Origin of the sequence: Pseudomonas mosselii, assembly GCF_005796105.1 — a bacterium.
Lineage (GTDB): Bacteria > Pseudomonadota > Gammaproteobacteria > Pseudomonadales > Pseudomonadaceae > Aquipseudomonas > Aquipseudomonas mosselii_C.
The window spans coordinates 1,021,410-1,040,946 of sequence record NZ_VAUO01000001.1 but is presented as its reverse complement, the minus strand read 5'-3'; the positions used below and the strand labels follow the sequence as shown (position 1 = coordinate 1,040,946).

The following is a 19,537-nucleotide window of genomic DNA, read 5'->3' as shown; positions in this document are numbered from 1 at the left end:
GTGCCATCACGCAGCCAGTCAGCGCACGCCCTGGCGTATGCCAAGGCAGGGATCGGCCTGTGCGAGGTACTAGTCATACGTAGTATGTATCGTTGTTACCGACGTTTTAGAGGGGCGCCGTCAGGCCCCATCCTCTCAACGCACTGCGGGGAAAAAATCGCCTGGCGTTACGCCAAATTGCTCGCGAAACGCGGCAATGAACGCCGATGTCGATGAATACCCTGCATTCAACGCCACTTGGGTTACTGCCGTGCCACGCCCCAGCGCTTCCAGCGCGCCCAGCAGGCGCATACGCTGGCGCCAACTGCGAAAGGTCAAGCCAGTCTCGCGCAGCAAAATGCGCCGTAAGGTTTTCTCCGACGCGCCCAGCGCCTCGCCCCATTCGCCCAGGGTGCGATTGTCGTCCGGGGCATCCTGCAACTGCCGGCACAGCTGCAACACCCGTGCATCCTGTGGCAGTGGCAGCGACAGGCTGACCTCACGCGCTGCGCGCAGTTGGTCTACCAGTACCCTGGCCAGCCGGCCATCCTCGCCGTCTTCGTCGTACTCGGGCGGGCGTGACGAGAACTGCTTGATCAGCTCGTGGGTCAGTGACGTAATCTCGATCACCCGGCAACGGCTGTGCGCCGCGTCGAACAGTTGCGGATCCAGGTACAGACCGCGCATTTCGGTGTTGGCGAAGCTGAACACCTCATGGTCCATATCCGGTGGCATCCACACCGCACGCTGCGGCGGGGCGACGAAGCTGCCGGTGGGGGTATGCACGTGCAATACCCCGCGGATTGCGTAGGACAACTGCACCCAGGGGTGGCGGTGCATGGGGGTGCGCTCCGGGCGCACCAGCGACTCGGTGCGAGCGTACACCGGGCGCGGCAAGGTTTTCAGGGCGGGAACGATGCGCTGATGAACTGTAGGTTGTCCGTTTATCGACATTTTTTGCCCTCATCCCGTTAGTCGGTTAATTCGAACATGGCTAAGGTAGGCCGGCAACCCGCACAACACAGGACTGGACAGATGGCCCGCTCGCGTTTCTTGCCGGACAATTTCACCTTGACCTTGATCGCCGTGGTGGCGATCGCCACCGTGCTGCCGGCGCGCGACCACGTGGCAGTGATCTTCGACTGGATCACCAATCTGGCCATCGGCCTGTTGTTCTTCCTGCATGGCGCCAAGCTTTCACGCGAGGCGATCTTTGCCGGTGCCGGGCACTGGCGTTTGCACCTGTTGGTATTCGTTTGCACCTTCGTGCTGTTCCCGCTGATCGGTATTGCGCTGAAACCGGTGCTGTTGCCGCTGGTGGGCAACGAGCTGTACCTGGGCTTTTTGTACCTGTGCGCGCTGCCGGCTACCGTGCAATCGGCGATTGCTTTCACCTCGCTGGCGCGCGGTAACGTGCCGGCGGCCATTTGTAGCGCGGCGGCGTCGAGCCTGATCGGTATCTTCGTCACGCCGATGCTGGTGGCACTGCTGATGGGCGTGCACGGAGACAGCGGCTCCACCCTGGAGGCGATTCGCAAGATCAGCCTGCAACTGCTGGTGCCGTTCGTCGCCGGGCAGATTGCGCGCCGCTGGATCGGTGACTGGGTCGGACGTAACAAGGCGTGGCTGAAGTTCGTCGACCAAGGGTCGATCCTGCTGGTGGTGTACTCGGCGTTTGGTGCTGCGGTGATCGGGGGGCTGTGGCAACAAGTGCCGCCGAGCATGCTGGCGATGATCGTGCTGGGTTGCTGTGTGGTGCTGGCGTTGTCGCTGGGTATCACTGCGCTGTTGGGCAAGTGGCTGGGCTTCTGCATCGAAGACCGCATCACCATCCTGTTCTGTGGCTCGAAAAAAAGTCTGGCCACCGGCGTGCCGATGGCCCAGGTGCTGTTCGCCGGCAGCACCATCGGCCTGTTGATCCTGCCGCTGATGATCTTCCACCAGATCCAGCTGATGGTCTGCGCAGCGCTCGCCCAGCGATATGCCCGCCGCCCTGAGGCGGCCATGGTCGAGGCCGCCTCGGCCAAGTGATCAGGCCGCAGTGAAGCCGGGGCGTCGCTTGGCCTGAAGGGCTGAGTGAGCCTGCCCCTCACGCACGCGCGACTCAATCGCCTCGAAACTGGAGCCTTCATCATCCCTGTGCCACGCTTCATACAGCCTAGTTGCCTGTGGTCGCCATCAGGCCGGCACGATCGTCCTGGCTGATTACACTGATCCAACGGTCACAGGGAGCACCCCGGATGGGCTGCGTATCGAGCATTCACGCTGTTCGGCCGTCAGGCTGCGGGGCGGGGTCGGCATGAACCCGTCGGGACGAGGTATTTCGTTGCAGGTGGTGGTGGCGCTGGCGATCGTGCTGGGGATGCTGCTGCTGGGCGCTGGCCTTGCCTGGCAAGGTTATCGGGGGCTGAGCCAGACCTTGGTGGCCGCTGCCGGTGACGCCGCGCAGCAAGTCGGCAAGACCATCGATGAGCGCGCCCGGCGCCTGGTCGATCCTGCGCAAAGCAGCCTGCGCCTGCTGGCGGTCATGCCGACGGGCGGCGAGTTACAGCAACGCCTGGCGCCGCTGGTCGCCACCCTCGACGCCAACCGTATGCTCAGCGCCGCCTATCTCGGCTATTCCAACGGCGACTTCCTGCTGGTGCGTGGCCTGCGCGACCAGGCGTTGCGCGAACGCTTCGCCGCCCCTGAAGGCACGGCATTTCTGGTGCAGAGCGTCAGCCACGGGGCTGACGGTACGCCGCGCGGAGAATGGCGTTTCTACGACCGCGCCTTGAGCCTGTTGGCGACCCAGTCGCGGCCGGACTACCGCTACGATCCACGTACGCGCCCCTGGTTCATCGATGCCTCGGCCCAACCCGCAACGGTACTCACGCACCCTTATGTGTTCTTCACCACGCGCGAGATCGGCCTGAGCATGGCCCAGCGCAGTGTCGACGGCGCTGCGGTGATCGGCATGGATGTCTCGGTCAATGACCTGGCCAGCGAGAGCCGTGACCTGCGCATGACGCCCGGCACCGAAATCGCTGTGCTCGACAGCCAGGGCAGTGTGGTGGCCTACCCGGACCTGCAGCGGGTCATCGTGCGTGAGAACGAGCAGGTACGTCTGTCGCGTTTGGCCGAGCTGGGGATTCCCAGCCTTGAGCGGCTTCACGCCGACCCTGCACAGGGGGCCCGGCCAATGCGGTACGAAGTGGACGGGCAGGCCTGGTACGGCATGCGCATACAACTGACGCTGGCCGGGCAGGACCTGCAGGTGCTGATCGCCGTACCGGCCCACGAGCTGTTGGCCAGTGCCCGCAAGGTATTGTTCGAGCAACTTCTCTGGACGGCAGCGCTGATTGCCGTTCTGCTGCTGGTCGGTGTCTTGCTCGGCCAGCGTATCGGGCGCCCGTTGCGCTTGCTCGCCGACCAGGTGCGCGACCTGGCCAGCTTCGACTTCAGTCGCCAGATGGGGGTGGCCTCGCGGGTCTGCGAGGTGCGCGAGCTGAGTCAGGTGCTCAGCGGCATGTCCGGTACGATTCGCGGCTTTCAGGCCATGACCTTGACCTTGAGCCGGGAAAGCGACCTGGAGCGCATGCTCGATGGCGTGCTGACACATTTGGTGGAAGCTGCTGGGGTGCGCGCGGGCGCGGTGTACCTGTTCGAACCTGAGCGTGGACGTCTGTGTCTGGCGGCTGCCTGTCGGGGCGAGGGGTATCCGGCCGAGCTGGCGTTGGGCGAGGGGGATCGCCAGGCGTTGGCCGCCGAAGTCATCCAAGGCATGGCACTGCAGGGGCACAGCCTTGCGGTTGCGCTGGATGACCGCAGCCAGGCTCTGCTTGGCATGCTGGTGCTGCAACTGGACGACGCGCCCGCAGGCGAGCCGTTCCGGCGCTTCGTCGAGGAGCTGTCCGGCGCCGCAGCGGTGGCCATCGAGACGCGTCAGTTGGTAGAGGCGCAGCAGCGCTTGATGGACGCGTTGATCAAGCTGCTGGCCGATGCCATCGACGCCAAGAGTCCCTACACCGGCGGACATTGCGAGCGCGTCCCGCAGTTGGCTCAGATGCTGCTGGATCAAGCCGTACAAGCCGACAGCGGGCCTTACGCCGACTTCAGCATGAGCGCGGCCGAACGTTATGAGTTTCGCGTGGCCGCCTGGCTGCACGATTGCGGCAAGATCACCAGCCCCGAGTACGTGGTGGACAAGGCGACCAAGCTTGAGGCGCTGTACAACCGCATTCACGAAGTTCGCATGCGCTTCGAAGTGCTTTGGCGCGACGCTGATATTGCCTACTGGCAGGGTCTGGCCGCTGGTGGGCAGGCCATACCCTTGCAACAGGCGCGGGAGCGTTGCCAGGCCGCGTTGCAAGAGGAATTCGCCTTCGTCGCCCAGGCCAATATCGGTGGCGAGTTCATGCAGCAGGCTGATGTCGAGCGCTTGCAACGTATTGGTCAGCGTCGGTGGTTACGGCATTTCGATGACCGCTTGGGAATTTCCCGCGATGAGCAGGCGCGCCTGGCCCAAGTGCCAGCGGCACCGCTGCCGGTGGCCGAGCCGTTGCTCGCCGACCGTCCCGAGCATCGCGTGCCCTGGGGGGCGCGCAAACCGCCGGTTACCCGGGAGGACCCGCGTAATGTCTGGGGGTTCGACATGCGCCTGCCGGCGCATGCCAGCGACCTGGGCGAGCTGTACAACCTGTCGATTCGTCGCGGCACCCTCAACGATGAGGAACGCTTCAAGATCAACGAACATATCGTGCAAACCATCATCATGCTCAGCTCGCTGCCGTTCCCGCGTCAGCTCAGGCGAGTGCCCTCTATCGCCGGCAATCACCACGAAAAACTCGACGGCACCGGTTATCCGCGCCGCTTAGGCGAAGAGGCCTTGAGCATCCCCGAGCGGGTGATGGCCATCGCCGATATCTTCGAGGCGCTGACCGCCGCCGACCGCCCGTACAAGGCGCCCAAGAGCCTCAGCGAGTCGATCAAGATCCTGGTGTTCATGGCGCGTGACCGGCATGTCGATCCGCAGTTGCTGCGCCTGTTCCTGAGTAGCGGGGTTTACCAGCATTACGCCGAGCGTTTCCTGCGGCCCGAGCAGATCGACGAGGTGGATGTGGCGTACTGGTTGGGTGAGCTGGAGCGCTGACCTGAGCAGGCGCCTTGCTCAGGTGAGCGTCACGGCCTGCAACCGATACTTGGCTTTGTCGAAGCCCCAGTTGTACAACACCGTGTAGGGCAGGATGAACACGAAAAACCCAGCTTCCAGCCAGAAGGCCTGGGCCAGCGTGATGTCGAGCATCCACACCGCCACTGGCAGACACAAGGCGATGATGCCGCCCTCGAAGCCCAGCCCGTGCAGCAGGCGCGCAGAGACCCGCCATTGATGCCGAGGCAAGCTGAAACAATGGTCGACGATGGCGTTGTAGAGCATGTTCCAGACCATCGCGATCAACGAGATCACCAGCGCCAGTGCCCCTGTGGTGTGCATCGGCTTGTCGAATAGCCACGCCATGACCGGTGCCGACAGGACCACTGCGCCGGCTTCATAGCCGGCCGCGTGGATGAGCCGCTCAGTGAGGGAGACGGTGTTGTGCTGCATGACTTCACCTGAAGTGCTGTGGAGGATGCTTCCCATGCTCGTTGATTAAACTGATACTGAACACTTAGCAGCTATCGGTTTTATCAATATCTATGCGCTACTCACCCGAATCTCTTGTTGCGTTCGTCGAGGCCGCAGCCTTGGGCTCGTTCTCGGCGGCTGCGCGCAAGCTCAACAAGAGCCAGTCCACCATCAGCATCGCCATCGCCAACTTCGAGGCAGACGTGGGCTGCCAGCTCTTCGACCGGGGTGGTCGCCATCCCGTGCTCAACGATGCCGGGCGTCAGGTGCTGGCCAGGGTCGACGCGATTCTCGCCGCCAGCGAGCGCCTCGATGCCTTGGCCATGCGCCTGAGCGCGCAAGTCGAGCCACTGCTGTCGGTGGTCATGACCGATATCTACAGCCTGGTGTTCTTCGGCGATGTGGCGGCGCGCTTCGCCGAGCGCTTTCCCGACACCGAGCTGCGCTGCGGCCCTTCGGAGGACGCCGATGTGATCGACCTGATCCAGACCGGCCAGGTGCACCTGGGCATTCTCGCGGCGCAGGAGCAATACCCGCCTGATGTGGTCGCCCAGCGCCTAGCGGTGAAGGCGCAATTTGCCGTGTACGTGGGGGCTGCTCACCGCCTGGCACAGGTGGCGCAGGTGACGCCCGCGCACCTGGCGGCCGAGCGGCAATTGTTCATTCGCACCTACGTGCGCAGCGCCGAGCCTTCGAGCAGCCAAGCCTGGTCGGCACCCGATTACCTGACCCTGATGGAATTCGCCGGGCGCGGTTTTGGGTGGGCAGTGCTGCCTCGGGCGATGGTCGAGCGCTTTGGGGAGGGGCTGGTGGAGTTGGATGTACGCGGATATCCGCGCAGTGTCGAGATCGATGTGGCCTGGTCGCGTAAGGCGCCATTGGGCGTCGCGGGGCAGTGGTTGCTGGGGCAGGTGCTGGGCTCGTGAGTGCAACGGCGCAGCGACGTGCCTCACATTCGCATTGGCCGCGTGGGGGTGTATGCGCAAATTGGCAGCGATCTGTGTCTATCGGTGGCCCGGTCTTGTGGATAGGGTCTGCATTTTGAATCGTTCGAGTTAGCCATGGAACTGACCGCTATCCCTTTTGGCATCACCGATTGGTCGACAATAGAGCCCACCGTGCATCCCGGTGAAGTCGGCACTGCCTATTGGCGCACCTGCCAGTTTTCCAATATTCGGGTGCGGCTGGTGGAATATACCCCCGGTTATCTGGCCGACCACTGGTGCCTGAAGGGGCATATTCTGTTGTGCCTGGAAGGGCGTCTGGAGACTGAGCTGGAAGATGGCCGCGTGGTGACCTTGAACCCAGGGATGAGCTACCAGGTCGCCGATAACGCACAAGCCCATCGCTCGTCGAGCCGCATCGGCGCCAAACTGTTTATCGTGGACTGACCTCATGCCGCTGATTGCAGAGCGTGTCGAACTCGCCCGTAGGGGGGCGAATGACAAGGTGATATGCCGCATGCCATCCGGTTGGGCGGTGATGGGCGACGTGCAATTTCTCGAAGGATACTGCCTGCTCCTTCCAGACCCCGTCGTGCCCAGCCTGAACGACTTGAGCGAGCAAGCGAGGGCCGCCTATCTGCTCGACATGGCGCGCCTCGGGGATGCGCTTTTACAGGTGACCGGCGCCCTGCGGGTGAATTACGAAATACTGGGAAACTCAGAGCCTGAGTTGCATTGCCATGTGTTTCCCCGTTACGCCAGTGAGCCTGAAGGAAAACGCAGAATGCCGGTTTGGTTCTACGACTGGCAATCAGCGCCACCCTACGATGAAGCGTTGCACGGCGGCCTGCGTGCCCAGCTTGCCAGGCTGTTGCTCACCTAGCCTGCGCGTGCATCACGCGTGCGATGGAATCAGGCGTCCTTGCCCAGTACATAACGCTCGAAGTGTTCGATGTGCTCGTCGAGGTTGTCTTCGAGCATCATGCGGTACTGGTCGCAGAAGTACTTGAGGATTTCCCCACGGGCCTTGGCCATCTCTTCGCTGCTCTTGAAGCTGCGGGCAGTCATCCAGGCGTTGAAGCGCGTGGCGGCGAAGGTCATCGAGGCGCTGACCTTGCCCAGGTCCTCGAGCTTGTCGATGTGCTGGTTGGCCAGCTCGATGTGCGCATCGGCGCGGTCATAGAAGGCCTGGTCGGTGGTCTGGGTCATCGCGATGTGTCTCTTTGCGGGGTTCGGTCGGCGCGCAGCATGCCACAGGCGGGCGTGGCATGGGAGCGTTCGGCGAGCCTGTGCTGAGGGCGATAGACATTTATACTGGCATGATCGCCGCCGCCCCTGGAAACGCCATGGCCAGTCGCTCTTCGGTTACACGCCTGTTCGCCCTGATTGCCCTGTTGATCGTGCTCCCTGGCGCCTCGGCGCAGTGGCGCACCGCGTTGCCTGAGGCGCGGCTGATCGGTGAGGGCGAATTCCGCTGGTTTGGGCTGCGCCTGTACGACGCTCGTCTATGGAGTACCGGCCCGGTCAGCGGCTGGGATACGCCCTTCGCGCTTGAGCTGATTTACCATCGTGCCTTGAGTCGGGACACCCTGGTGCAGGCCAGCGTGGAAGAAATGCGCCGCCTGGCCGCAGGGCCGGTCGACGAAGCGACCGAGCGCCGCTGGGCGCAAGGCATGCGCGCGGCCTTTGTCGATGTGCAGCCAGGCATGCGCATTACTGGGGTATATCTGCCAGGGCAGGGAGGTCGGTTCTACGTGGGTGATCAACTCCAACATGAAGTGGCCGACCCGGCGTTTGCACGTGCGTTCTTCGGTATCTGGCTCGACCCGCGCGCCCGCGACCCACAGTTGCGCGAGCGCCTGCTAGGGTTGCAGGCGCAGCGCCGTTGATCGCGCGCAGCGTGCCCTGTCGGCCATCGGTCACACCCTCGCCATAGGTTCGGGCAGCCCTTTCACCCCAGGGGTCAGGGCGAACACACCACCGGCCAGCGGTTGGTCGCTCAGGTCGGTGTGCTGGGGGCGGATCGAGGTCACGAACAAGGTGTCCAGCTGGGGCCCGCCGAATGTGCACATCGTCGGCTTTTTCACCGGCAGGTCCAAGGCACGGTCAAGTTTACCCTGTGGGGTGAAGCGCAGTACCTGGCCGGCATCGATCGCGCAGATCCAGTAGCAGCCCTCGGCGTCCACGGCGGCCCCGTCCGGGCGGCCGGGGTGCTGGTTCATGTCTACGAATACTCGGCGGTTGTAGGGTGTGCCGCTGTCGATGTCGTAGTCGAAGGCCCAGATCAACTGCACGCTGGGATGCGAGTCGGAGAGGTACAGGGTCTTGCCATCGGGGCTGAAGGCCAGTCCGTTGGGCACGCACAGGCCTTCGAGCTGCGCCTGCATGGGCTGTACGGCCGCGTCTACGGTCGGGTCGTAGCGGTAGAGCTTACCCACCGGATCGGTGCCCATGCCGGTGTGCAACGTGCCGGTCCAGAAACGTCCCTGGCGGTCGCAGCGTCCGTCGTTGAAGCGCATGTCAGGCCTGGCGTGCTCGACGCTGGCGCATTTGTGCGCCAGCAGTCGTCCGTTGGCCTGCGGGGTGAGCTGGAAGATCCCGGTCTGCTGGGCGCCCAGCCAGTGCCCTTGTGGACTGCGCACGATACAGCCGAGCATTTCGTCGGCGCTCCATTGGCTGATGGTGCCGTCCAGTTGCCAGCGGTGCAGGCGCCCGGCGGGAATATCCACCCAGTACAGGGCATTTTCCTGCGCTTGCCAGACCGGGCTTTCGCCCGTGGCGTTGCGCGCATTGATGATCAGTTCAGCGGTCATGGTGCTGCTCCTGAGGTCAGCGTTCAGTCGCCAAAAGGGCCAGCGGCGGTGAACGCACCGCCTTGCCAGCGGACGTTGGGGTCATCGGCGGCCGGCTTGGGCTGCAGTTCGAGCGCTGCGCGATAACGCTCGGAACTGTCCTGTGGGGTAAAGCCCAGGTGCGCCGCGTGGCGGTTGCTCCACCACACCTCGCGGTTGTCCGACACCCCATACACCACGCTATGCCCGACGTTTTCGGCGAGCAGCGCGCGCTCGACCAGATGGCTCAGGTCGGCATAGCTCAGCCAGGTGCTGAGCATGCGCAGGTTGCGCGGCTCGGGGAACGAGGAGCCGATGCGCAGGCTCACGGTTTCGATGCCGTAGCGGTAGTAGTAGAAGCTCGCCAGGTCTTCGCCATAGGCTTTCGACAAGCCGTAATAGCCGTCCGGGCGACGCGGGGAGTGCGCGTCCACCTGCTGGTCCTGGGGGTAGAAACCGGTGACATGATTGGAACTGGCGAACACCACGCGTTTGATGCCGTGCCGGCGCGCCGCCTCATAGAGGTGGAATGTACCGACGATGTTGGCCTGCAGGATGTCTTCGAAGGCGCGCTCGGTGGAAATGCCACCCAGGTGCACGATGGCATCCACGCCCTCGGCCAGGGCCTGCACGCCGGCTTTGTCTGCCAGGTCGCAGAGGATCACTTCTTCATGCTCGCCGGCGGGGGCTGCCATCGGGCTGATGTCCGAGGCGCGGATCACATGGGCGTGGGCATGCAGCGCTTCGCGCAGTACCTGCCCGAGCCCACCGGCAGCGCCGGTGAGCAGCAGGCGGTTGAACGGCTTGGTCGCAGCGATGGGGGTAACGGTCACGGGGAAAGCCTTTTGCTGGGTTCGACGAGGGTGCAGGGCGCGATGCGCACGCCCGGCCGTGCTTTACAGGAAGTTGTACTGGATGCCCACGCGCCAGCGTGCCTGGCGGTCATCGGTGGTGGAGTTGACCTTGATATCGCCGACTTCCATGAACGGGGACCACTGTTTGTTGAGCTTGTACTTGATGATCAGGTTCTGCTCGTAGTCGCTCTTCTTGTTGTCGTAGCGGATGTAGTCGGTGGCGAAGTGGATGTACTGGTACTCGAAGGCCCACGGACCTGTCGGGGTGTAGCCGAGCCAGCCCTCGTAACGGGTGGTGTTCTGGTTGTCCTTGGCGCGGTCGCTCTTGCTGTGGTCGATCTGGTCGCGGTCAAGGCTGCGGGCGTCGTGGCGCAGACGCGTGGCGACATACCAGGTGTCGCTGATCTTGTAGCTGTACTTGAGGCCGAACTTGTAGGTCGTGGCGTCCTTGGAGCTGTCCATCTGGAACGCCGGGGTCAGGGTCGAGCGCGGACTGAGCTTGTAGTTGTAGTCGACGGTGAACTCATGGCCGTTGTTGACCATATTGTCGTAGGCCACGTCCTCGCGGTCGCCGGCGGTCTTGTACTTGATCTCGGCGGCGAAACCCAGGCCGCTGTCTTTGCGGTAACTGAGCTTGATCCGGTCGGAGTGCATGCTGTCGTCTTCGGTAAAACCGTGGCGATAGTTGATGTTGGCCGAGTCTGCGCAGGCGTAGAAGGACAGGCCGAGGGTGCTGACGGCAATGAGGCGGCGGATTGTGTTGTTCATGCGATCTTCTTTTTTTGTTTTTGTCGAGGTCGTTATGAGGCGGTTGGCGCGGTAGGGCGGTCTGGGTGTGCGGCTATCCTCCGTGGGTTTTCGAATAAGTTATCGTACGACTATGTGACTGTCTACGATTTCTTGAAATGTTGTCTGATCTCTTTTTGTGATGGCTCTATTTCAGGCTTTTATACGGCATCGTGTGATTTTTTTTGGGGCGTAATGCGCATTTAAAGCAGGGTTTTATCGGTTTTTATCGATGTTGAACAAGGTGCTTTTCAAAAGTTGTATGATGACGTAGGATCCTTCCCAGAGCGTGACTCACCCGCCACAAATCCAATAAGAAGGCTCAGACGTCCATGATCATCACCGCTGTTAACGTCCAGGTTTTTTCCTACCCCACACGCCGCGCCGTAGACAGTGCCGGCCATGCCCATCCGGGTGACGTAACCCAGGCCAGGATGGCCTTGCTGCGCATCCGTACCGAGTGCGGCAGCGAAGGCTATGCCCTGGGGGCGCCTGAGTTGATTCGTCCCTATGTGCTGGATAATTTCGTGCGCAAGGTGCTGGTCGGCGCCAATGCCTTCGATCGTGAAAAAATCTGGCATGACCTTGCGCATTGGCAGCGCGGCAGCGCCAGCCAACTGACCGACCGCGCTCTGGCGCTGGTGGAGCAGGCTCTATGGGACTTGGCCGGGCGCAAGCTGAACCTGCCAGTGCACAAGCTCATCGGTGGTTACCGCGACAAGGTGCCGGCGTATGGCTCGACCATGTGCGGTGACGAGCTGCCGGGCGGTTTGTCGACGCCAGAGGAATACGGCCGTTTCGCCGAAACCTTGGTGCAGCGCGGCTACAAGGCGATCAAGCTACATACCTGGATGCCGCCGGTGTCGTTCGCGCCGAGCGTGAGCATGGACATCAAGGCCTGCGCGGCGGTGCGCGAGGCCGTTGGCCCGGACATCGCGCTGATGATCGACGGCTACCACTGGTACAGTCGCACCGAGGCCTTGACCATCGGCCGCGCCCTGGAAAAACTCGACTTCGCCTGGTTCGAAGAGCCGATGATGGAAGACTCCGCCGAGTCTTACGCCTGGTTGTCCAGTCAGCTGGACATCCCGGTGCTCGGCCCGGAAAGCCTGGGTGGCAAACACCTGAGCCGCGCCAGCTGGGTCAAGAACGATGTCTGTGACATTCTGCGCGCCGGGGTTGCTGGCGTCGGCGGGATCGCGCCGTGCCTGAAAGTGGCGCACATGGCCGAGGCGTTCGGCATGGACTGCGAGATCCACGGCAACGGTGCGGCCAACCTGGCAGTGGTCGGCGCGATCAAGAACTGCACCTGGTACGAGCGCGGTCTGCTGCACCCGTTCCTGGACTACGACGAGGTGCCAGCCTACCTCAATCGCCTGGTCGACCCGATGGATGAAGACGGCTTCGTGCACCTGTCGGACCTGCCTGGTCTGGGCGAGGACATCAATTTCGATTACGTCGAGGCGCACACGCTGCAACGTTTCTGATGCGTACATGGCGGCGCGCGCCCAAGCGCGTCGCCCGAGAGTCCAATAACTATAAAAAGGCTATCTCACATGAACGTTCTACCCACCTTCTGGGCGGGAGTCCTGGCCGCCTCGCTGGCGCTGTCTCCGGTCCATGCCGCGTTCGCCAAGACACCGGCCGACCAGTTGATCGTCGGCATGAGCATGATCAACCTGCTGTCCCTGGACCCAGCCGCCGCGACGGGCCTGGACGTCTCGGAGGTCAATGCCAACCTGTACGACATGCTGTTGGTGCAGGATGTCCGCCAGCCAGACCAGTTGGTCCCGGCACTCGCCGAAAGCTGGCAGATCAGTGACGACCGTAAGACCCTCACGTTCCACCTGCGCCGTGGTGTCACGTTCCATTCCGGCAACCCCCTGAGCGCCGAGGATGTGGCCTGGTCGCTGCAACGCGTGCTGACCCTCAACCTGGCCTTGGCCTCGACCTGGAAGGCCTACGGGTTCACCGCTGGCAACGTCGCCCAGTACATGCGCGCCGTCGATGAGTACACCTTCGTCGTCGAGCTGCCACGCCCGACTGACCCAATGTTGGTGCTCAACACCCTGGCCACCTCGCCCAGCGCGTTCATCCTCGACCGCAAGGTGGTGCAGCAACACCAGAAGGGCGATGACATGGGCGGGGCATGGCTCACCACCCATGCCGCCGGCAGCGGTCCGTTCGTGCTCAAGGAATGGCGCGCCAACGATGTGATCCTGATGAACCGCTTCGATGGCTATTGGGGTGGGCCTGCCAAGCTCAAGCGCATCGTGATGCGCAACATGACCGAGTCGCAATCGCTGCGCTTGATGGTCGAGCGCGGCGACCTTGACCTGGCCAAGGGCATGTCGGCTCCAGACATCGAGGCACTGGAAAAATCAGACAACGTGCGTACCCAGACCGTACAGCGCGGCACCTTGTATTACGTGGCCCTGAGCGTCAAGAACAAGCCTTTCGACGATGTCCGGGTACGCAAGGCAGTGCGCGCGCTGATCGACTATCAAGGCATCGACCGGAGCGTGATGCCGCACTACGGCCAGCTCAACCAGCGACCGCTGCCATTGGGCCTGCCGGCGCGCCTGGACGATCCGGGTTACACGCTGAATGTGGCCCAGGCCAAGCAACTGCTGAGCGAAGCCGGTTACCCGAACGGTTTCAAGACCACCATCCGCGTGCTCACCGAGCCGCCATTCATCAATATCGCATCCAGCCTGCAAGCGACCCTGGCCCAGGCGGGTATCCAGGCGACCATCGTCACTGGCACCGGCAACCAGATCTACGGCGCCATGCGCGAGCGCAGCTTCGACATCCTGGTCGGGCGCGGCGGCGGCGGTGCCGAGCGGCACCCGCACTCGAGCCTACGCACGCTGGTGTACAACCCTGACAACCGCGACGAAGCCAAGTTGAGCAACTTCCAGGGTTGGCGAACCTCATTCTACAGCCCTGAGCTGAACAGCCTGATCGAGCAGGCCGAGGTCGAGCCCGACAAAGCCCGGCAACTGGCGCAGTACCAGCAAATCCAGCGCACTCTGGACACCCAGGTAGGGGCGATTCTGCCGGTGTCGCAGATGACCGACACGGTGGTGCTGTACCACGATGTTCAGGGCTATCAAGGCCATACCGCTGCCACCACGCGCTACAAAGACGTCTACAAGGCGCGCTGACCGACTTTTCAGGAGCCTGATATGTTTGCTTCGACTGCCTCTGTGCTGGGCCCTCGTGTGTCTGGGACGGCCCGCCGGGCCAGCACGGTTCTGGTGACCCTGCTCGGCCTGCTGGCGCTGACCTTCTTCATTGGCCGGGTGATGCCGTTGGACCCGGTGCTGGCTGTGGTCGGGCCGGACGCCGACAGCTCCACCTACGATCAAGTGTACCGTGCCATGGGCCTGGACAAGCCGATCTGGACCCAGTTCGGGCTGTACCTGAACGACTTGCTGCACGGTGACTTCGGCAATGCGTTGCTCACCGGCCACCCGGTACTGGACGATATCAAGCGGGTGTTCCCGGCGACCCTGGAGTTGGCCACCCTGGCGATTCTGTTCGGCGTGTTCATCGGTCTGCCGCTGGGGGTGGTCGCGGCCAGCAACCAAGGGCGCATCGGTGACCATGTGGCGCGGGTCATCACCTTGTTCGGTTACTCCACGCCGATCTTCTGGGTCGGCATGATGGGTTTGTTGGTGTTCTATGCCTGGCTCGGCTGGGCCGGCGGGGCAGGGCGCATCGACCTTGCCTATGACGGCATGGTCGATGAGGTCACCGGCCTGCTGCTCGTCGACACGGCCCTGGCCCGCGATTGGGAAGCCTTCAGCAGTGCCTTGCGGCATATCGTGCTACCGGCACTGATCCTGGGCTTGAACTCGGTGGCCTACATCAGCCGCATGACCCGCAGCTTCATGCTCGAGCAACTGTCCCAGGAGTACATCATCACCGCTCGGGTCAAAGGCCTATCACGGCGCCAGGTGGTCTGGGGCCATGCGTTTCGCAACATCCTCGTGCAACTGCTGACCGTGGTGGCGCTGGCCTATGGCTCGCTGCTCGAAGGCGCGGTGCTGATCGAGACGGTGTTCGCCTGGCCGGGCTTTGGCCAGTACCTCACCAGTAGCCTGATGCTCGGCGACATGAACGCAGTGATGGGCTGTGTGCTGGTGATCGGACTGATCTTCGTCGCCCTCAACCTGATCAGCGATGCCTTGTACAAGGTGTTCGACCCAAGGACTCGCTAGCCCCTGCGGCACATTGAACAACTATAAAAAAGGATGCCCACATGAAACGTGTATTTTCGCCACTGTGCGCCGGCCTGCTGGGCGCGGCGCTGTTGCTGACTCCGCTGGCCGCGGTGCAGGCCAAGACGCCGAACGATCAGTTGATCGTCGGCATGAGCCTGGTCAACCTGTTCTCCATCGACCCGGCCAACGCGCCAGGCCTGGACGCCTCGGGGGTCAATGCCAACCTCTACGACACGCTCATCAAGCGTGACCATGGCAATCCCGACAAACACCTGCCGCAACTGGCCGAGCGCTGGACGATAAGCGAGGACGCGCGGCAGATCACCTTCCACTTGCGCAGTGACGTGCGCTTTCACTCCGGCAATCCCCTGACCGCCGAGGACGTGGCCTGGTCGTTGTACCGTGTGATGAAACTCAACTATGGCCTGGCGACCACCTGGAAAGCCTATGGCTACACGGCCGAGAACATCCAGGGGTTGATCCGTGCCACCGATGCACACACGTTGGTGGTCGAGCTGCCACAACCCACCGACCCGTTGCTGGTGATCGACTCGCTGGCGGTCTCGCCCAGCGCAGTGGTGGTGGACCGCGAGCAGGTCCTCAAGCACGAGAAAAACGGCGATCTTGGGGCTGCCTGGCTGGTCACCAACGAAGCCGGCAGCGGCCCGTTCACCTTGAGCAAGTGGAGCGCTAACGACGCCTTGGTGATGACCCGCTTCGACGGCTACTGGGCGGGCCCGGCCAAGATGAAACGGGTTCTGTTGCGGCACATGACCGAGTCGCAATCGCTGCGCCTGATGCTCGAACGTGGCGACCTGGACCTGGCCTACGGCATGGCCGCACCGGACATCAAAGCCATCGAAGGTCACGCTGCCCTGCAGGTTCAGGCATTGCAGCGCGGCACGATGTACTACGTGGCGATGAGCATGAAACAGCCACCTTTCGCCAACCAGAAAGTGCGCGAGGCGGTGCGTAACCTGATCGACTACCAGGGGCTGGATGAACAGGTGATGCCGCACTACGGCACGCTCAACCAGCGGCCGATGCAACTGGGCCTGGAGGCTCGCCTGCCCGATCCGGGTTATCGGCTGAACGTCGCCAAGGCCAAAGCGTTGCTGGCTGAAGCCGGCTACCCGCAAGGCTTCAGCACCACCATCCGCACACTGTCCGAGCCGCCGTTCATCGACATTGCCGCGCGCATGCAGTCGACCCTGGCCGAGGGCGGTATCAAGGCCACCATCGTGACTGGCACCGGTAACCAGGTGTACGGCGCCATGCGCGCGCGCAACTTCGAGATGATCGTCGCGCGGGGTGCCGAGCGTTACCCGCATCCTTACTTCAGCCTGCGCACGTTCGTCTACAACCCCGACAACAGCGACAACGCCGGACTGCCCAACTTCCAGGGCTGGCGCGCCTCGTTCTTCAGTCCCCAGCTCAATACGCTGATCGACCAGGTCGGTGTCGAGCGTGACGCCAGCAAGCGTCTGGCGATGTATCACCAGGCGCAGACGCTGTACGAGCAGCAGGTCGGGCCGATCATGATGATCTCGCAGATGACCGACACCGCCGTGAGCGCTGCCGACGTCAAGGGTTTTGTGGGCGATGACGCCGAGGCCACGCGTTATCTGGGCGTCTACAAACAACGCTGAGTACCACCGGTGGCGCCTGCGGGCGCCCCGTGTGGCCATGATTTCACATCGAGAGCATGCCGATGATTGCCAACATCTCTTCCTCTGAAACGGCCGCCAAGCGCCAGGCCGATACGCCTGCCTCCAGCTTCCACGCGCTGGGCCGCAGCAGCCTGCGGGTATTGCGCCTGCTGGTGCGCAATCCAATGACCCTGGCCGGGCTGCTGGTGGCGCTGCTACTGGTCGTGGTGGCCAGCTTCGCCCCGTGGATCGCCACCCACGACCCGGTGTTGCAGAACCTCGCCAACGCCTTGCAGGCCCCCAGTGCCGCACACTGGTTCGGCACCGATGAATATGGCCGCGACATTTTCAGCCGCCTGGTCTACGGCGCACGGATCACGCTGTACATCATCGCTCTGGTGACCATTATCGTGGGGCCGATCGGGCTGTTCATCGGCACTGTCTCGGGCTACTTCGGCGGCTTCGTCGACACCCTGTTCATGCGTGTCACCGACATCTTCATCTCGTTCCCCAGCCTGGTGTTGGCACTGGCGTTCATCGCCGCACTCGGCCCGGGCCTCGAACATGCGGTGGTGGCCATCGCGCTGACTTCGTGGCCACCGATCGCCCGCTTGGCGCGCGCCGAAACCTTGTCGCTGCGCAAGGCCGATTTCGTTGTGGCGGTGGAGCTGCAGGGTGCCTCGTCGACGCGCATCATCCTGCGTCACATCGTACCGATGTGCCTGTCCTCGGTGATCATCCGCCTGACCATGAACATGGCGGGCATCATCCTCACGGCAGCGGCCCTGGGCTTTCTCGGACTGGGTGCGCAGGCGCCGTTGCCGGAGTGGGGCGCGATGATTTCCACCGGCCGTCGCTACATGCTCGAGTGCTGGTGGCTGGTGGCGGTCCCTGGGGCGGCAATCATGTTGGTGAGCCTGGCGTTCAACCTGCTCGGCGATGGCCTGCGGGACATTCTCGACCCGCGTAGCGAATAACCGGAGGCATCATGTCTGTACCCAAACTCACCGTCGATGCGCTCAACGTACGCTTCGTCAATGGCAAGAAAGTGATGCACGCCGTACGCGATGTGTCGTTCACCCTGGGCCAGGAAAAACTCGCCATTGTCGGCGAGTCCGGCTCGGGCAAGTCCACCGTCGGACGCAGCCTGCTCAAGCTGCATCCAACCAGCGCTCAGATCACCGCCAAGGCCTTGCAGTTCGGCGATATCGACCTGCTCAGTGCCAGCGAAAAGGCCATGCAGAAGATCCGCGGCCAACGCATCTCGATGATCATGCAGGACCCCAAGTACTCGCTCAACCCGGTGGTCAAGGTGGGTGAGCAGATTGCCGAGGCGTATCTGGCGCACCACAAGGCCAGCCGCAGCGAAGCCCGCGAGCGTGCGTTGCTGATGCTCGAAAAGGTGCATATCCGCGACCCCGGACGGGTCTACAACCTGTACCCCCACGAGGTCAGCGGCGGTATGGGCCAGCGCATCATGATCGCCATGATGGTGATTACCAGTCCCGAAGTGATTATCGCCGATGAGCCCACCTCGGCACTCGACGTTTCGGTGCGCCAGCAGGTGCTCAACGTACTCGAAGAGCTGGTGGTCGAGCAGCGAATGGGCCTGATCTTCGTCAGCCACGACCTCAACCTGGTGCGCAACTATTGCGACCGGGTACTGGTGATGTATGCCGGGCGGGTGGTGGAGTCGCTCGCAGCCTGTGACCTGCATCACGCCGAACATCCCTATACCCGTGGCCTGCTGGCCGCGTTGCCGAGCATGGACAATCGCCGCCCGCGCCTGCCTGTGTTGCAACGCGACCCGCTGTGGCTCACCTGCTGAGGTAACCGATCATGTCCATGATTCACGTACAAGGCTTGAACCTGAGCTTCGGCGTCGGCGCCGGGCTCAACCAGGTGCTGCATGATGTCGACCTCAGCGTCGAAGATGGCGAGTCGTTCGGCCTGGTGGGCGAGTCTGGCTCGGGCAAGACCACGGTACTGCGCTGTCTGGCGGGGCAGTACCGGCACTGGCGCGGGGCGTTGAGCATCGATGGCACCGCGTTGCAGCACAGCTTGCCCAAGGCGCACTTTCGCAAGGTCCAGATGGTCTTCCAGGACCCTTACGGCTCGCTGCACCCACGCCACACCATCGACACGGCGCTGCGCGAGCCGCTGGTCATTCATGGGTTGGACGAGCGGGATGCACGTATCAACGACATCCTGGTCAAGGTCGGGCTCAACGACAGCTTCCGCTACCGCTACCCGCACCAGTTGTCTGGCGGTCAGCGCCAGCGTGTGGCGATTGCCCGCGCGCTGATCCTCCAGCCACGCGTATTGCTGCTGGATGAGCCGACTTCGGCGCTGGATGTATCGGTGCAGGCCGAGATCCTCAACCTGCTGGCGGACCTGCGCCAGCGCGAGAAACTCACCTACCTGATGGTGACTCACGACCTGGGCGTAGTCAGCCACTTGTGCGACAAGGTGGCCGTGATGCAGCACGGGCGCATCGTCGAGCGCCTCGACAGCCAGGCCTTGAGTCGAGATGAAGCCAGCCACGCCTACACCCGCATGCTGGTGCAGGCCAGTCGCGACTTCAGTGCCGATTCGCCCAGGGCCCACGCCGTCTGATCCGGCCATCGCCCCTCGCAGGCGATGGTCTGCGAGGGGGCGAA

General features: G+C 63.1%; 19 protein-coding genes. 13 read left to right on the top strand and 6 right to left on the bottom strand.

Annotated elements, in window-relative coordinates:
* Positions 1–135: 135 nt before the first annotated feature.
* Positions 136–933, bottom strand: coding sequence for an AraC family transcriptional regulator (locus tag FEM01_RS04550; protein ID WP_138218078.1), 798 nt, complete (start codon positions 931–933; stop codon positions 136–138).
* A gap of 81 nt (positions 934–1,014) precedes the next feature.
* Here FEM01_RS04550 and FEM01_RS04545 point away from each other — a divergent pair, with 81 nt between their 5' ends.
* Positions 1,015–2,010, top strand: a complete 996-nt coding sequence (locus tag FEM01_RS04545) for a bile acid:sodium symporter family protein (RefSeq protein WP_138218077.1) — start codon at positions 1,015–1,017, stop codon at positions 2,008–2,010.
* Positions 2,011–2,278: 268 nt separating this feature from the next.
* Positions 2,279–5,110, top strand: a complete 2,832-nt coding sequence (locus tag FEM01_RS04540) for an HD domain-containing phosphohydrolase (RefSeq protein ID WP_138218076.1) — start codon at positions 2,279–2,281, stop codon at positions 5,108–5,110.
* A gap of 18 nt (positions 5,111–5,128) precedes the next feature.
* On the opposite strand, the gene FEM01_RS04535 is transcribed toward FEM01_RS04540, so the two are convergent.
* A complete protein-coding gene (locus tag FEM01_RS04535; protein ID WP_138218075.1) occupies positions 5,129–5,563 on the bottom strand; it encodes a PACE efflux transporter in 435 nt (144 codons plus the stop codon).
* Between the two features lie 92 nt (positions 5,564–5,655).
* Here FEM01_RS04535 and FEM01_RS04530 point away from each other — a divergent pair, with 92 nt between their 5' ends.
* From FEM01_RS04530 to FEM01_RS04520, 3 genes are all read left to right on the top strand, one after another.
* Complete coding sequence (locus FEM01_RS04530; protein WP_138218074.1) at positions 5,656–6,510, top strand: LysR family transcriptional regulator; 855 nt, start codon at positions 5,656–5,658, stop codon at positions 6,508–6,510.
* A 135-nt stretch (positions 6,511–6,645) separates the two neighbouring features.
* Positions 6,646–6,975: a DHCW motif cupin fold protein gene (locus tag FEM01_RS04525; protein WP_138218073.1), complete on the top strand. Its 330-nt coding sequence runs from the start codon at positions 6,646–6,648 to the stop codon at positions 6,973–6,975.
* Between the two features lie 4 nt (positions 6,976–6,979).
* Positions 6,980–7,411, top strand: a complete 432-nt coding sequence (locus FEM01_RS04520) for an HIT family protein (protein WP_138218072.1) — start codon at positions 6,980–6,982, stop codon at positions 7,409–7,411.
* Positions 7,412–7,440: 29 nt separating this feature from the next.
* Here FEM01_RS04520 and FEM01_RS04515 read toward each other — a convergent pair whose 3' ends face one another.
* The gene (locus FEM01_RS04515) at positions 7,441–7,737 is read right to left on the bottom strand and encodes a DUF3144 domain-containing protein (RefSeq protein ID WP_138218071.1); all 297 of its coding nucleotides are present in this window, start codon (positions 7,735–7,737) and stop codon (positions 7,441–7,443) included.
* Positions 7,738–7,874: 137 nt separating this feature from the next.
* On the opposite strand from FEM01_RS04515, the gene FEM01_RS04510 reads away from it, so the two are divergent.
* Positions 7,875–8,417, top strand: coding sequence for a chalcone isomerase family protein (locus FEM01_RS04510; protein ID WP_138218070.1), 543 nt, complete (start codon positions 7,875–7,877; stop codon positions 8,415–8,417).
* A 30-nt stretch (positions 8,418–8,447) separates the two neighbouring features.
* Here FEM01_RS04510 and FEM01_RS04505 read toward each other — a convergent pair whose 3' ends face one another.
* From FEM01_RS04505 to FEM01_RS04495, 3 genes are all read right to left on the bottom strand, one after another.
* Positions 8,448–9,341: an SMP-30/gluconolactonase/LRE family protein gene (locus tag FEM01_RS04505; protein WP_138218069.1), complete on the bottom strand. Its 894-nt coding sequence runs from the start codon at positions 9,339–9,341 to the stop codon at positions 8,448–8,450.
* Between the two features lie 23 nt (positions 9,342–9,364).
* Entirely contained in the window at positions 9,365–10,192 is an 828-nt protein-coding gene (locus tag FEM01_RS04500) for an NAD-dependent epimerase/dehydratase family protein (RefSeq protein ID WP_138218068.1), read from the bottom strand.
* Between the two features lie 63 nt (positions 10,193–10,255).
* The gene (locus FEM01_RS04495) at positions 10,256–10,981 is read right to left on the bottom strand and encodes an oligogalacturonate-specific porin KdgM family protein (RefSeq protein ID WP_138218067.1); all 726 of its coding nucleotides are present in this window, start codon (positions 10,979–10,981) and stop codon (positions 10,256–10,258) included.
* A gap of 350 nt (positions 10,982–11,331) precedes the next feature.
* Between FEM01_RS04495 and FEM01_RS04490 the strand changes: the two genes are divergently transcribed.
* From FEM01_RS04490 to FEM01_RS04460, 7 genes are all read left to right on the top strand, one after another.
* Positions 11,332–12,486, top strand: a complete 1,155-nt coding sequence (locus FEM01_RS04490) for a mandelate racemase family protein (RefSeq protein WP_138218066.1) — start codon at positions 11,332–11,334, stop codon at positions 12,484–12,486.
* 69 nt (positions 12,487–12,555) lie between these two features.
* Positions 12,556–14,166: an ABC transporter substrate-binding protein gene (locus FEM01_RS04485; protein WP_138218065.1), complete on the top strand. Its 1,611-nt coding sequence runs from the start codon at positions 12,556–12,558 to the stop codon at positions 14,164–14,166.
* A 21-nt stretch (positions 14,167–14,187) separates the two neighbouring features.
* The gene (locus tag FEM01_RS04480; protein ID WP_138218064.1) at positions 14,188–15,225 is read left to right on the top strand and encodes an ABC transporter permease; all 1,038 of its coding nucleotides are present in this window, start codon (positions 14,188–14,190) and stop codon (positions 15,223–15,225) included.
* Between the two features lie 41 nt (positions 15,226–15,266).
* Positions 15,267–16,877 carry an ABC transporter substrate-binding protein gene (locus FEM01_RS04475; RefSeq protein ID WP_138218063.1) on the top strand — a complete coding sequence of 537 codons (1,611 nt, stop codon included), beginning with the start codon at positions 15,267–15,269 and terminating at the stop codon, positions 16,875–16,877.
* Positions 16,878–16,939: 62 nt separating this feature from the next.
* On the top strand, positions 16,940–17,854 hold the full coding sequence (locus tag FEM01_RS04470) for an ABC transporter permease (RefSeq protein ID WP_138218062.1): 915 nt from the start codon (positions 16,940–16,942) through the stop codon (positions 17,852–17,854).
* 11 nt (positions 17,855–17,865) lie between these two features.
* A complete protein-coding gene (locus FEM01_RS04465; RefSeq protein ID WP_138218061.1) occupies positions 17,866–18,705 on the top strand; it encodes an ABC transporter ATP-binding protein in 840 nt (279 codons plus the stop codon).
* Between the two features lie 11 nt (positions 18,706–18,716).
* Entirely contained in the window at positions 18,717–19,493 is a 777-nt protein-coding gene (locus FEM01_RS04460) for an ABC transporter ATP-binding protein (protein WP_138218060.1), read from the top strand.
* The last annotated feature ends 44 nt before the right edge of the window (positions 19,494–19,537 follow it).

Coding starts and splice junctions, on each gene's coding strand:
- FEM01_RS04550 (WP_138218078.1), bottom strand. CDS start 933: ATGTCGATAAACGGACAACCTACAGTTCATCAGCGCATCGTTCCCGCC.
- FEM01_RS04545 (WP_138218077.1), top strand. CDS start 1,015: ATGGCCCGCTCGCGTTTCTTGCCGGACAATTTCACCTTGACCTTGATC.
- FEM01_RS04540 (WP_138218076.1), top strand. CDS start 2,279: ATGAACCCGTCGGGACGAGGTATTTCGTTGCAGGTGGTGGTGGCGCTG.
- FEM01_RS04535 (WP_138218075.1), bottom strand. CDS start 5,563: ATGCAGCACAACACCGTCTCCCTCACTGAGCGGCTCATCCACGCGGCC.
- FEM01_RS04530 (WP_138218074.1), top strand. CDS start 5,656: ATGCGCTACTCACCCGAATCTCTTGTTGCGTTCGTCGAGGCCGCAGCC.
- FEM01_RS04525 (WP_138218073.1), top strand. CDS start 6,646: ATGGAACTGACCGCTATCCCTTTTGGCATCACCGATTGGTCGACAATA.
- FEM01_RS04520 (WP_138218072.1), top strand. CDS start 6,980: ATGCCGCTGATTGCAGAGCGTGTCGAACTCGCCCGTAGGGGGGCGAAT.
- FEM01_RS04515 (WP_138218071.1), bottom strand. CDS start 7,737: ATGACCCAGACCACCGACCAGGCCTTCTATGACCGCGCCGATGCGCAC.
- FEM01_RS04510 (WP_138218070.1), top strand. CDS start 7,875: ATGGCCAGTCGCTCTTCGGTTACACGCCTGTTCGCCCTGATTGCCCTG.
- FEM01_RS04505 (WP_138218069.1), bottom strand. CDS start 9,341: ATGACCGCTGAACTGATCATCAATGCGCGCAACGCCACGGGCGAAAGC.
- FEM01_RS04495 (WP_138218067.1), bottom strand. CDS start 10,981: ATGAACAACACAATCCGCCGCCTCATTGCCGTCAGCACCCTCGGCCTG.
- FEM01_RS04490 (WP_138218066.1), top strand. CDS start 11,332: ATGATCATCACCGCTGTTAACGTCCAGGTTTTTTCCTACCCCACACGC.
- FEM01_RS04485 (WP_138218065.1), top strand. CDS start 12,556: ATGAACGTTCTACCCACCTTCTGGGCGGGAGTCCTGGCCGCCTCGCTG.
- FEM01_RS04480 (WP_138218064.1), top strand. CDS start 14,188: ATGTTTGCTTCGACTGCCTCTGTGCTGGGCCCTCGTGTGTCTGGGACG.
- FEM01_RS04475 (WP_138218063.1), top strand. CDS start 15,267: ATGAAACGTGTATTTTCGCCACTGTGCGCCGGCCTGCTGGGCGCGGCG.
- FEM01_RS04470 (WP_138218062.1), top strand. CDS start 16,940: ATGATTGCCAACATCTCTTCCTCTGAAACGGCCGCCAAGCGCCAGGCC.
- FEM01_RS04465 (WP_138218061.1), top strand. CDS start 17,866: ATGTCTGTACCCAAACTCACCGTCGATGCGCTCAACGTACGCTTCGTC.
- FEM01_RS04460 (WP_138218060.1), top strand. CDS start 18,717: ATGTCCATGATTCACGTACAAGGCTTGAACCTGAGCTTCGGCGTCGGC.